Raw genomic sequence first — 12651 nt, forward strand, 5'->3', positions numbered from 1 at the left:
ACTGATCCACCCCGAAGGGCTTCACCGTTCGACTTGCATGTGTTAAGCACGCCGCCAGCGTTCGTCCTGAGCCAGGATCAAACTCTCCGTGAATGCTTTCACGAAAGAGCGGCACGGCAACCACCGGAATAGGGCGGCCCCGCGCACTGCGTCCTCGCTAGTGTTTATTTCAAAAGGAATCTCCAACCCCGATCAAGCGATCGAGGCCGGGGATGTCAACATATCTGGCGTTGACTTTTGGCACGCTGTTGAGTTCTCAAGGAACGGACGCTTCCTTCGAGCCGCCTTCCAGCGGGCCCTCCGGGCGCTTCGTTCTTTCGTGTTTCCAGCTTACCAGATGTTTTCCGCTCCGTTTTCCGGGGCTTCGTCATCCAACTCGCCGGTGTCTTCCGGGACTTGACGCCCCGTCCGACGTTTCAAACTCTAGCCGATCCCCGCTCCGAAAAGCGAATCGGGCCGAAGTCCGAACGCAATCCAATTAAACGCGCACGCCGAATACGCACCGAGCCGCGACAAGACGCGACCCAGCCCGAACCGGGAAGTGGTGTTTCAGAGGATTGGCTGCCCCGGGACCGTACGCGCCGATGCGTGTCCGGTGCTCCCTGTCAGGCAACTCGAAGAACTCTACGCGCTCCCGGCGCCCGATGCAAACGCGGTGCGAAGCCGGGGTGCCGAACCAGAGCCGGCCGGGCCCTGGGGGGAAGGGCCCGGCCGGCTGTCCTGCGGAGCGGGGAGCTCAGCTGTTGGTGGGGAAACCGAGGTTGATGCCGCCGTGCGACGGGTCGAGCCAGCGCTGCGTCACGGCCTTGCCCCGGGTGAAGAACTGGACGCCGTCCGCGCCGTACGCGTGGGTGTCGCCGAACAGGGAGGCCTTCCAGCCGCCGAAGGAGTAGTAGGCGACCGGGACCGGGATCGGCACGTTGATGCCGACCATGCCGACCTCGACCTCGTACTGGAAGCGCCGGGCCGCGCCGCCGTCGTTGGTGAAGATGGCGGTGCCGTTGCCGTACGGGTTGGCGTTGATCAGGGCGACGCCCTCCTCGTAGGAGGAAACGCGCACGACGGAGAGGATCGGGCCGAAGATCTCGTCGTTGTAGACGGACATGCCGGGCTGCACGCGGTCGAACAGCGTGGGGCCGAGCCAGAAGCCGTCTGCGGTCGGGGCGCCGTTCTCGTCCTCGGCGGTGATCGGGTGCTTCCGTCCGTCCACCGTGAGCTCGGCGCCGTCGGCGAGGCCGGACTCGACGTAGGACGTGACCTTGTCCCGGTGCACGCCGGTGACCAGCGGGCCCATCTCGGAGTCGCCGTTGCAGCCGGGGCCGACCTTCAGGCGGGCCATGCGCTGCTTGATCTTGTCGACCAGCTCGTCGCCGACCGGGTCGACCGCGACCAGGACGGACACGGCCATGCAGCGCTCGCCCGCCGCACCGAAGCCCGCGTTGACGGCGGCGTCGGCGGCGAGGTCGAGGTCGGCGTCCGGCAGGACCAGCATGTGGTTCTTGGCGCCGCCGAGGGCCTGCACGCGCTTGCCGTAGCGGGTGCCGGTCTCGTAGACGTAGCGGGCGATCGGGGTGGAGCCGACGAAGCTGACGGACTTGATGTCCGGGTGCTCCAGCAGGCGGTCGACGGCCACCTTGTCGCCGTGCACGACGTTGAAGACGCCGTCCGGCAGCCCGGCCTCCTTCCACAGCCCGGCGAGGAAGTTCGCGGCGGACGGGTCCTTCTCGGACGGCTTCACCACGACGGTGTTGCCGGCCGCGATGGCGAGCGGGAAGAACCACATCGGCACCATGGCCGGGAAGTTGAACGGCGAGATGATCGCGACCGGGCCGAGCGGCTGGCGGATCGAGTAGACATCGATGCCGGTGGACGCCTGCTCGGTGAAGCCGCCCTTGAGCAGCTGCGGGATGCCGCACGCGTACTCGACGACCTCCAGGCCGCGGGCGATCTCGCCGAGCGCGTCGGAGTGGACCTTGCCGTGCTCGGACACGATGATCCGGGCCAGCTCGTCGCGGCGGGCGTTGAGCAGCTCGCGGAAGGCGAAGAGCACCGTGGTGCGCTTGGCGATCGAGGCGGTGCGCCAGTCGGCGAAGGCCGAGGCCGCGGCGGCCACGGCCTGGTCGACCTCGGCGATCCCGGCGAAGTCGACCTGGCCGGTGATCTGGCCGGTGGCCGGGTCGAAGAGGTCGCCGCGACGGGGGGCCGCGCCGGCGGTGGCGACGGGCTCGCCGCCGATCCAGTGGGTGATGTGCTTGCTCAAGGTCCGTCTGCCTCCGAAGTCCCGGGCGGCGTCCTGCCGCCGGTCCCTTGTCTGGCGCCGCCCGCGAGTGGGCCGGGCGACGGGAATCACGGGGCTACCGCGCTCGTCACCCAGTCTGGTGGCCGACGGGCCCGGTCTCAACGAACAGGCTGACGGGGATCCGGGATTCAGCCTTACAGGTCGTCCAGTCGTTCGGCCGGACGGGGGAACCGTGATCGGTGGGCCGAGCCGTTCAGCCCTCGTCGGGCAGGTCGTCCAGGTCCGCGGTGTCGACCAGCTCCGGGTCCTCCAGGTACGGGTCGTGCAGCCCGTCCGCCGCCTCCTGCGTCTCCAGCAGGTCCAGTCGCAGGTCCTGGGCCCACTCCAGCGCCCACCGCTTCAGCCCGTCCACCGCGTCCGCCGCGAAGCCCCTGGCGCGGAACCGGCCGTCGGCCGCCTCGGCCAGCGTCTCCAGTCGCTCGGCCAGCGCGGTGGGCTGGAAGTCGGAGTCCAACGTGCTCGCCAGCGCCACGAGTTCACCGGGACGGTAGTCGGCGGTGAGGGCGTGGACGTCGATCAGGTCGCGCGGCATGCCCCGGTCGACGAGCAGCGCGGTGGTCAGTGCTGCCGCGTCCTCCAGGGCCACGACGGGCAGGACCACCGACACCGGCGGATCCACCGACACACCGGACGCGCCCAGCACGAGCCGCACCGCCCGGTGCGCGAGCGGCTCCTTGCGCAGCTCGACCGAGTGGGTCCGCCCGCCGAGCCCGAGCCGGACGGAGAGCTGTTCGAGCCGCGGTGTTCCGGGCCGCTCGGTGGCCTCGCCGCTCGCCGCACGGTAGGCGGCGGCGAGCACGGCGGCCATCTCCGGCAGCCCGGCGTCGCCCCGTTCCATGCCGCCGGCCACCAGGGTGAGTCCGTCCTGGTCGCAGGCCGCGACGCCGTGGGCGCGCAGCGCGTGGCCGCCGGCCAGCGCGAGCCCGTACCGGTCGCAGACGGGCGCGGCCAGTTCGGCGAGGCGCAGCTGGGCCGGGCCCGGCCGGAGGGCGGGGTCGAGCGCGTCCGGGGCGGTGGTCACGCCTCCAGTCTGCCGCGACCGCCCGGCCCCCGCGCCACCTACCAACAGCGCCCCCGCCCCCCACACCACCGGCCTGGGCGGCGCCCGTCACCAGTCGCTGAGCCCCGCGGCCGCCTCGTGGAGGGCCAGCTCCAGCAGCACCGGGTCGTTGAGCCGTCCGGACCCGTCGGGCGGCACCAGCCAGCGCACCCCCCGGCTGCTGCGCTCGGGGTGCGGGACGACGATCCAGGTGCCCTCCCCCGCACACCGCACGCCGGTGCCGACCCAGCGGGCGGCCGTGCCGACCGGGACGAGGAAGCTGACGTGCTCGTCCCCGAAGTCGGCGAGGGCCGGCCCGCAGGAGCCGCCGTCCAGGATGTCCAGGGCCGGGTGCCCGAGCCGCCCCGGGACGGACAGGACGTCCCAGCGGCGGCCGGCGGGCAGCAGCATCAGGCCCAGTCCGGTGCGTTCCCACTGCGCCCGGAAGCCCTCCGGGTCGGGTGCCGCCTGGGCGAGCCAGTGCAGTCCGGTGCTCTCCATGTCTGTCCCCGCTTCGTGCCGCTCGTACTGTTCAGGGCGCGGCGGGGATACCGAGGCCCGCCGTCACCAAGGAGAGGGGGACGGCGGGTCTCTCTTACACCGACTCGGACGGAAAACCGTGGATGTCGGCTCCGGTCGGGCTCAGCTGTCGAAACCGAGCCCCAGACGGTCCAATGTGCGCAGCCACAGGTTGCGGTGTCCGCCGTTGCGGTCGGCGCGCTCCAGCGAGCGGGTGGTGATCTCGATGCCGGCCCAGCGGACCGGCTCGGGCGGGAACGGCAGCGGCTTGCGGCGCACCATCTCCAGCGCGGTGCGTTCGGTGCGCTCGCCCGCGAGCAGGTCGAGCATCACCTCGGCGCCGAAGCGGGTGGCCCCGACGCCGAGCCCGGTGTAGCCGGCCGCGTAGGCGACCCGGCCGCCGTACGCGGTGTCGAAGAACGCCGAGAACCGGCTGCAGGTGTCGATGGCGCCGCCCCACGCGTTCGTGAAGCGCAGTCCTTCCAGTTGGGGGAAGCAGCGGAAGAAGTTGTGCGCCAGGGTCCGGAAGGTCTCCGGCCGCTGGTCGTACTCGTGCCGGACGTGACCGCCGTAGTGGTAGACCGCGTCGTAGCCGCCCCACAGGATGCGGTTGTCGGCGGAGAGCCGGAAGTAGTGGAACTTGTTGGCGCTGTCGCCGAGCCCTTGGCGTCCGCGCCAGCCGATCGCGGCGAGTTGTTCCGCGCTGAGCGGCTCGGTCATCAGCGCGTAGTCGTACACCGGGACGATGTACGGGCGCACGCGCTTGACCAGCGACGGGAACGCGTTGGTGCCGAGCGCGACCCGGCGCGCGAACACTCGGCCGTACGGGGTGCGGACGGCCGTGCCGCCGCCGTACTCGCGCAGGCCGGTGGCGCGGGTGTGCTCGAAGATCCGCACGCCCTGGCCGAGGCAGGCCGCCTTGAGGCCCCAGGCGAGCTTGGCGGGGTGGACCATGGCCACGCCTTCGCGGTCCCAGAGCCCGCCGAGGAAGGTCGGCGAGTTCACCTCGGTGCGCAGCGCGTCGGCGTCGAGGACGGTGAGGTCGAGGCCGTACGCGCGCACGGCCTCGGCGATCTCGTGCAGTTCCTCGACCTGGTGGGGCTGGGTGGCGATGTCGATCTCGCCGGTGCGCTCCCACTCGGCGTCGATGCCGTAGCGCTTGAGGGTGTCCTCGATGGCGTCGAGGTTGGCGGCGCCGAGGCGTTCCAGCTGGGCGAGTTCGGCGGGCCAGCGCTGCAGGCCGTTGCCGAAGCCGTGGGTGAGGCTGGCCGCGCAGAACCCGCCGTTGCGCCCGGACGCGGCCCACCCGACCTCGTGCCCCTCGACCAGGACGACGTCCAGCGAGGGGTCCCGCTCCTTGGCGATGAGCGCGGTCCACAGGCCGGAGTAGCCGCCGCCGACGACCAGCAGGTCGCAGACGGTGTCGCCGACCAGGGCGGGCTGCGCCGCGGGCCGACCGGGGTCCTCCAGCCAGAAGGGGGTGGGCCTGGCGTCACCGAGTGCGCGGGCGGGATCCATGCATTATCAGCCACTTTCTACGGATAGGTGACGGTTTGACGGGCCACCGCGGTCCGAACCTACGTCAGGCGGTGGCCCTTCCCCCGTCAGGCGGTGGCCTTCCGGCGGTTGCCGAGCCACTGGCCGACGACGGTCAGCGCGACGGCGGCGATGAACATCGCGGTGCCGATGACGTTCACCTGCACCGGGATGCCGCGCTGCGAGGCGCCCCAGACGAACATCGGGAAGGTGACGGTGGTCGGGCCCGAGTTGAACTGGGTGATGATGAAGTCGTCGAAGGAGAGCGCGAAGCTGAGCAGCGCGCCCGCCGCGATGCCGGGGGCGGCCAGCGGCAGGGTGACCCGCAGGAAGGTCTGGACGGGGGTCGCGTAGAGGTCCTGGGCGGCCTGTTCGAGCCGCGGGTCCATGCTCATCACGCGCGCCTTGACCGCCGTCACCACGAAGCTGAGGCAGAACATGACGTGCGCGATCAGGATGGTGGTGAAGCCGAACGGGATGCGCATGTTGAGGAACAGGGTGCCGAGCGAGGCGGCCATGACGACCTCGGGCATGGCCATCGGCAGGAAGATCATCGCCGTGGTGGCGGCGCGGCCACGGAAGCGGTAACGGGCCAGGGCGAAGGCCACCATGGTGCCGAGCACGGTCGCGCCGATCGTCGCGAGCACCGCGATCCGCAGGCTGAGCGAGAGCGACTGGCACATGTCGGCCACACCGCAGGGGTTGGTCCAGGCGTCGGTGGAGAACGCGTTCCACTCGTAGTTGAACTTGCCCGCCGGCTTGTTGAACGAGAACGCGAGCACCACGAGGTTCGGCAGCACCAGGTAGGCGAGGGCCGCCAGCCCGGCCAGCACGACCAGGTGGGCGCGGATCCACTTGAAGATGCGGGACATCAGACCAGTTCCTCCGTCCCGGCCTTGCGCATGTAGACCGTCACCATGACCAGGATCAGCGCCATCAGGATGAAGCTCAGCGCGGCGGCCGTCGGGTAGTCGAGCACGTTCAGGAACTGCTTCTGGATGCCGTTGCCGACCATCTGTTCGCTCGGTGATCCCAGCAGCTGCGCGTTGATGTAGTCGCCGGACGCCGGGATGAAGGTGAGCAGCGTGCCCGCGACGACGCCGGGCAGCGAGATCGGGAAGGTCACCTTGCGGAAGGTGGTGAACGGCCGGGCGTAGAGGTCGCCGGCGGCCTCGTGCAGGCGCGGGTCGATCCGCTCCAGCGAGGTGTACAGCGGGAGGATCATGAACGGCAGGAAGTTGTAGGTCAGGCCGCAGACCACGGCGAGCGGCGTGGCCAGCACCCGGTCGCCGGAGGTGAGTCCGAGCGCGTTGGTGACGTCCAGGACGTGCAGCGTGTTCAGCGCGCCGACGACCGGCCCTCCGTCGGACAGGATCGTCTTCCAGGCGAGCGTGCGGATCAGGAAGCTGGTGAAGAACGGCGCGATCACCAGGATCAGGATGACGTTGCGCCACCGCCGGCTCGCCTTGAACGCGATCGTGTAGGCGAGCGGGTAGCCGATGACCAGGCAGAGCACGGTCGCGACGGCGGCGTAGGAGAACGAGCGGACGAAGTGCCACTTGTACTCGACCAGGGCGTCCCAGTACGTCGAGACGTGCCAGGTGACCTTGAAGCCCGCTTCGAGCGAGCCGGTCTGCAGCGAGGTGGACGCCTGGTAGACCATCGGCACGGCGAAGAAGACGACCAGCCAGGCGATGCCGGGCAGCAGCAGCCAGTACGGGGTGAGCTTGCGCTTCGGCTTCGGCGCCGGATCCTCCAACGGGAGCGCGGCGGCCGGGGCGGCGGCGGTCACGCGGCCTCCTCCGCGGTGCCCGCGTCGATCGCCTGCGCGGCGTCCAGGGCGAAGGAGTGGGCCGGGTTCCAGTGCAGGACGACGGGGGCGCCGGGGACGATCCGGGCGTCGCGCTCCATGTTCTGCTCGAAGACCGTCACCTCCTGGCCGCCGTCGGTGCGCACGACGTACTGGGTGGAGACGCCGATGAAGCTGGAGTCGAGGACGGTGCCGGTCAGCCGGTTGCGGCCGTCGGCGACCTCGGCCGGGCCGTGCTCGATGGTGATCTTCTCGGGCCGCACGCCGAGGTGGACCTGCCGGGCCGCGGTGGAGCAGCGCGCCTTCGGCACGGCGAGCCTGGCGCCCGCCACGGTGAGCAGCAGGTCGTCGCCCTCGCCGCCGGTCACTTCGGCGGGCAGCAGGTTGGACTGCCCGAGGAAGTTGGCCACGAAGGTGGTGGCGGGGTTCTCGTACAGGTCGGCGGGGGCGCCGAGTTGCTCGACCCGGCCGCCGTTCATCACCGCGATGGTGTCGGCCATCGTCATGGCCTCCTCCTGGTCGTGGGTGACGTGGACGAAGGTGATGCCGACCTCGGTCTGGATCCGCTTGAGCTCCAGCTGCATCTGGCGGCGGAGCTTGAGGTCGAGGGCGCCGAGCGGCTCGTCGAGGAGCAGCACCTGCGGGTGGTTGATCAGGGCGCGGGCGACGGCGACGCGCTGCTGCTGGCCGCCGGAGAGCTGGTGCGGCTTGCGGCGCGCGTACGGGCCGAGTTCGACGAGTTCGAGCATCTCGTCGACCTGCCGTTTGACGTCCTTCTTCCCGCGGCGGCGCAGGCCGAAGGCGACGTTCTCGAAGATGTCGAGGTGCGGGAAGAGCGCGTAGCTCTGGAAGACCGTGTTGACCGGCCGCTTGTACGGGGGCAGGGCGGTGACGTCCTGGCCGCCGATCAGGACGGTGCCGGAGGTGGGCTCCTCCAGCCCGGCGATCATGCGCAGGGTGGTGGTCTTGCCGCAGCCGGAGGCGCCGAGCAGGGCGAAGAAGGAGCCCTGGGGCACGGTCAGGTCGAGCGGGTGGACGGCGGTGAAGGAGCCGTAGGTCTTGCCGATGCCGGTGAGGCGGACGTCGCCGCCGGCCGCTTCGCGCTGCTGGTCTGTCATCTGGGGTGTCTTCCTGGTTTCTGCGGTCTCGGCCTGGGGCTGGTCAGGCACCGATGAGCTTGGAGAACTTCTCCTCGAAGCCGCTCTCCTCGCTCTCGGTCAGGGTGCGGAACACGTGCGCTTTCGTCGCCATCTCGGGGGTGGGGACGACCAGCGGGTTGGCCGCGCTGTCCGGGGCGAGCGTGGCGAGCTCCTCCTTCATCCCGGTGACGGCCGAGACGTAGCCGATGCCCGCGACCAGCTGCGCCGCGATCTTGGGCTGATAGTAGAAGTCGATCAGCTTTTCCGCGTTCGCCTTGTGCCGCGCCCGCGCCGGGACCAGCAGGTTGTCGGTCGAGGCGATGTAGCCCTTCTCGGGGACGACGAACTCGATGTCCGGGTTGTCGGCGCGGAGTTGGATCAGGTCGCCGCCCCACGCGACGCACGCGGCGATGTCGCCGGAGGAGAGCTCCTGGCCGTAGTCGTTGCCGGTGAAACGGCGGATCTGCTTGTTGTCGACGCCCTTCTGCAGCCGGGCGATCGCGGCGGCGTAGTCGTCGGCGGTGAACTTCGCCGGATCCTTGCCCATGTCGAGCAGAACCATCCCGATGGTGTCGCGCATCTCGGACAGGAAGGTCACCCGGCCCTTGAGCTCCGGGTCGTCGAGCAGCTGGGAGACGCTCGTGACCTCCTTCCCCTTGGTGGCCTTCTTGTTGTAGGCGACGACGACCTGGATGCCGGCCCACGGGTAGGTGTAGAGCCGCCCCGGGTCCCAGTCGGGGGCGCGGAAGCGCGCGTCGACGTTGGTGATCGCGGTGGTGACGTTCGCCGGGTCCAGCTTCTGCGCCCAGCCGAGCCGGATCAGCCGTCCGCACATCCAGTCGGTGAGCACCACCAGGTCACGGCCGGTGTCCTGGCCGGACGCCAGCTGCGGCTTGATCTTGCCGAAGAACTCGACGTTGTCGTTGACGTCCTCGGTGTACTTGACCGTGATCCCGGTGGCCGCGGTGAAGGCGTCGAGCGTGCCGTGCTTCTGCTTGTCCTTCTCGTCGGTGTCCACGTACAGCGGCCAGTTGGAGAAGACGACCTCCTTCTCGCCGGCCGAGTGGTCCTCGGCGGCGTTGGCGCTCGAATCGCCGCTCACCCTGGGGGCCGCCGGGATGCCGCAGGCGGCCAGGGTGCCGGCCCCGGTGGTCAGCGCGGCGGCGCGCAGCAGGGTGCGCCGGCCGATCGCGGCCCTGCCGCTGGTCAGGCTGCGTTCCCAGGCCCTGCGGACCGGTTCGGGCAGACCGTCGGTGAGCTCGTTGAACGCCTTGAACGCCATGGAACGGGCCTCCTGGGGGAAGTCGGGGGTGTGGGGGGCACCCGCCGGCCGGGGGTCATCTGTCGCCGAAGACGGTGCGGTGCCAGTCCTTGCGGGCCACCGCGGTGGTGTCGAACATGACGTGCTTGACCTGGGTGTACTCGTCCAGCGAGTACTGGGACATGTCCTTGCCGTAGCCGGAGGCCTTGTAACCGCCGTGCGGCATCTCGCTGATGATCGGGATGTGGTCGTTCACCCACACGCACCCGGCGGCGATCTCCCGGGTGGCGCGCAGCGAGCGGTGGACGTTGGTGGTCCAGGCGGACGCGGCCAGGCCGTAGGGGGTGTCGTTGGCCAGCCGCAGGCCCTCGTCGTCGGTGTCGAAGGGCAGCACGACGAGCACCGGGCCGAAGACCTCGCCCTGCACGACCTCGCTGTCCTGGGCGGCGCCGGTGATCAGGGTCGGCGGGTAGTAGGCGCCGCGGGTGAGGTCGGTGCCGTCGTGGCCCTTCGCGGGGATCCGGCCGCCGGCGACGACGGTGGCGTACGCGCGGGCGCGCTCGACGAAGCCGGCCACGCGGTCCCGGTGGGTGTACGAGACCAGCGGGCCGAGGTCGGTGCGGGGGTTCAGCGGGTCGCCGACGCGGACGGCGGCGTACAGCTCGGCGACGCCGGCCACGAAGGCGTCGTACAGCGGGCGCTGGACGTACGCCCGGGTGGCGGCGGTGCAGTCCTGGCCGCCGTTGATCAGCGACGCGGCGACCGCGCCGTGCACCGCGGCGTCGAGGTCGGCGTCGTCGAAGACCACGAACGGGGCCTTGCCGCCGAGTTCGAGGTGGGTGCGCTTGACGCCCGCGACGGCGAGTTCGGCGACCCTGCGCCCGACCGCGGTGGAGCCGGTGAAGGACACCATCGCGACGTCCGGGTGGGAGACGAGGTGCTCGCCGGCCGTGCGCCCGGCGCCGGTGACGACGTTGACGACGCCGTCGGGGATGCCGGCCTCGGCGCAGGCCTTCGCGAACATCAGCGAGGTCAGCGGCGTGAGCTCGGCCGGCTTGAGCACGATCGTGTTGCCGGCCGCGATCGCCGGGAGGACCTTCCAGGCGGCCATCTGCAGCGGGTAGTTCCACGGCGAGATCGAGCCGACGACGCCGACCGGCTCGCGCCGCACGTACGAGGTGTGGTCGCCGGAGTACTCGCCCGCCGCCTTGCCCTCCAGGTTGCGCGCGGCCCCGGCGAAGAAGGCGGTGTTGTCGATGGTGCCGGGCACGTCGAAATCGGTGGCCAGTTTGACGGGCTTGCCGGTCTGCGCGGTCTCCACCCGGGCGAGGTCGGCGGCGGCCCGGGTGAGGACGGCGGCGAGCCGGTTCAGCGCCTCCGAGCGGGCGCCGGGGGTCGCGGCGGCCCAGCCGGGGAGCGCGGCCCTGGCGGCGGCCACCGCGGCGTCGACCTCCGCGGTGGAGGCCAGGGCGACCTGTTCGACGACGCTGCCGTCCGCGGGGTTGACGACCTGGAAGGGTTCGCCGCTCCCCCGGCGCTGCCGGCCCGCGATGTACTGCGCACCGGCGCCGAAGTCGGTCAGGTCCATGTGGTTCCTCCAGGTGCCGATTCCGGCAGTGCGACGTTCCCCGGGCAGGGCATTCCACTGCCTCTCGCCTGCTGACGCGACGGATTCCGTGATCGGATCTTCGCCACAGCCGACCCGCTGACCATGCCCGCTGCCGCGACGGCGTGACAAGGGTCACTCCGGCAGTCTCGGCACGAAGGGCCTTACAACCTGCAAGGTGCCGAACAGCCCAACAGTTCGTCGTGAGCGGGATGATTTACCTGACACTGTGGATCCCACTGTGGATCCCCGAGGAACCCTGGAGGCCCGCGCGATGCTCCCCACCGTCGCCCGCGTGCTCGACCTCGAGGTGATGCGGCGCGGCCTGCCCCAGGTCGTCGCCGGCGCCGACCACCTGGAGCGGCCGGTCCGCTGGGTCCACGTCAGCGAGCTGCCCGACGTCGCCGGGATGCTGCGCGGCGGCGAGCTGGTGCTGACCACCGGCATCGCACTGCCCGAGGACCGCGACGGGCTCGCCCGCTACGTCCGCGAGCTGGCCGACGTCGGCGTCGCCGGGCTGGTCATCGAGTACGGCCGGCGCTACTTCGACACGCTCCCGCGCGCCCTGGTGCACGCCGCCGAGCAACGCGGCCTGCCGCTCATCGCGCTCCGCCGCGAGCTGCGCTTCGTCGCCGTCACCGAAGCCGTCCACGCGCTGGTCGTCAACGCCCAGCTCGACCAGCTGCGCGCCTCCGAGGCCGTCCACCAGGTGTTCAACGAACTGGTCGTCGAGGGCGCCGAACCCCCCGAGGTGATCCGCCAGGTGGCGCGGATCGCCGGCGCGCCCGTCGTCCTGGAGAACCTCGCCCACCAGGTGCTGGCCCACGACGCCGCCGGACGCCCGGAGGCCGAACTGCTGGAGGACTGGGAGCGCCGCTCGCGCGGGGTCCGCCCGCCCGGCCGCACCGGCCACGACCCGCGCAGCGGCTGGCTGGTGACCACGGTCGGCGCCCGCGGCCAGGACTGGGGCCGGCTGGTGCTCGTCCAGGAGCCCGGCGAACTGCCCGAGGGCGAGGCGCACCCGCACGCCATGCTGCTGGAGCGCGGCGCCTCCGCCCTCGCGCTCAACCGGCTCGTGGTGCGCGACCGCGAGAGCCTGGAGCGGCAGACCCACCGCACCCTGCTGTCCGGCATCCTCACCCACGCGCTCACCGTCTCCGAGGCGGCCCTGCGCGCCCAGGCGCTCGGCGTCCCGCTGGAGGGCCGCCGGCTGGTCGGCGTCGTGCTGCGGCAGCGGCGCGGGCCCATCCCGGCCGCCCTGGAGGCGCAGGCCAGGCTGCGCGACTTCACCGAGCTGGCCGCCGGCGCCGTCCGGGCCTGCCGGCTGTCCGCGCTGGTCGGCGCGCTGGACGACGAGGGGGTCGGCGTCCTGTTCGCGCTCGGTGCCATGCAGGACGTGCACGCCGCGCTGGTCTCCTTCTGGGCCGCGCTGCGCCGGATTT

Annotated in this window: 10 protein-coding genes and 1 rRNA gene; 1 reads left to right on the forward strand and 10 read right to left on the reverse strand. The window is 71.2% G+C overall.

The genetic code is table 11. The annotated features are described in order from the left end of the window. The 10 genes from AB0O00_RS18155 to AB0O00_RS18200 form a co-directional block, all read right to left on the reverse strand. Positions 1-93: ribosomal RNA gene (locus AB0O00_RS18155) — 16S ribosomal RNA — on the reverse strand; the annotation flags it as partial. A 643-nt stretch (positions 94-736) separates the two neighbouring features. Next, entirely contained in the window at positions 737-2260 is a 1524-nt protein-coding gene (locus tag AB0O00_RS18160) for a CoA-acylating methylmalonate-semialdehyde dehydrogenase (protein WP_363652896.1), read from the reverse strand. Between the two features lie 232 nt (positions 2261-2492). Beyond that, on the reverse strand, positions 2493-3320 hold the full coding sequence (locus AB0O00_RS18165; protein WP_363652898.1) for a hypothetical protein: 828 nt from the start codon (positions 3318-3320) through the stop codon (positions 2493-2495). Between the two features lie 87 nt (positions 3321-3407). Then, positions 3408-3839 (reverse strand): hypothetical protein, encoded by a 432-nt coding sequence (locus AB0O00_RS18170; protein WP_363652900.1) that lies wholly within the window; start codon positions 3837-3839, stop codon positions 3408-3410. 141 nt (positions 3840-3980) lie between these two features. Then, on the reverse strand, positions 3981-5375 hold the full coding sequence (locus AB0O00_RS18175) for an FAD-dependent oxidoreductase (RefSeq protein WP_363652902.1): 1395 nt from the start codon (positions 5373-5375) through the stop codon (positions 3981-3983). 86 nt (positions 5376-5461) lie between these two features. Continuing rightward, positions 5462-6265: an ABC transporter permease gene (locus AB0O00_RS18180; RefSeq protein ID WP_363652904.1), complete on the reverse strand. Its 804-nt coding sequence runs from the start codon at positions 6263-6265 to the stop codon at positions 5462-5464. Beyond that, positions 6265-7185, reverse strand: coding sequence for an ABC transporter permease (locus AB0O00_RS18185; RefSeq protein WP_363652906.1), 921 nt, complete (start codon positions 7183-7185; stop codon positions 6265-6267). The genes AB0O00_RS18180 and AB0O00_RS18185 overlap by 1 nt, the downstream gene beginning before the upstream one ends. Beyond that, positions 7182-8321, reverse strand: coding sequence for an ABC transporter ATP-binding protein (locus tag AB0O00_RS18190; RefSeq protein ID WP_363652908.1), 1140 nt, complete (start codon positions 8319-8321; stop codon positions 7182-7184). Before AB0O00_RS18190 ends, AB0O00_RS18185 begins: the two co-directional genes overlap by 4 nt. Positions 8322-8364: 43 nt before the next feature. Beyond that, entirely contained in the window at positions 8365-9624 is a 1260-nt protein-coding gene (locus tag AB0O00_RS18195; protein WP_363652910.1) for an extracellular solute-binding protein, read from the reverse strand. Positions 9625-9679: 55 nt separating this feature from the next. Beyond that, positions 9680-11191 carry a gamma-aminobutyraldehyde dehydrogenase gene (locus AB0O00_RS18200; RefSeq protein WP_363652912.1) on the reverse strand — a complete coding sequence of 504 codons (1512 nt, stop codon included), beginning with the start codon at positions 11189-11191 and terminating at the stop codon, positions 9680-9682. A gap of 259 nt (positions 11192-11450) precedes the next feature. On the opposite strand from AB0O00_RS18200, the gene AB0O00_RS18205 reads away from it, so the two are divergent. Continuing rightward, the coding region (locus AB0O00_RS18205; RefSeq protein ID WP_363652914.1) for a PucR family transcriptional regulator ligand-binding domain-containing protein at positions 11451-12651 on the forward strand (1201 nt) is incomplete at its 3' end.

Origin of the sequence: Kitasatospora sp. NPDC093558 (assembly GCF_040683475.1) — a bacterium.
GTDB lineage: Bacteria > Actinomycetota > Actinomycetes > Streptomycetales > Streptomycetaceae > Kitasatospora.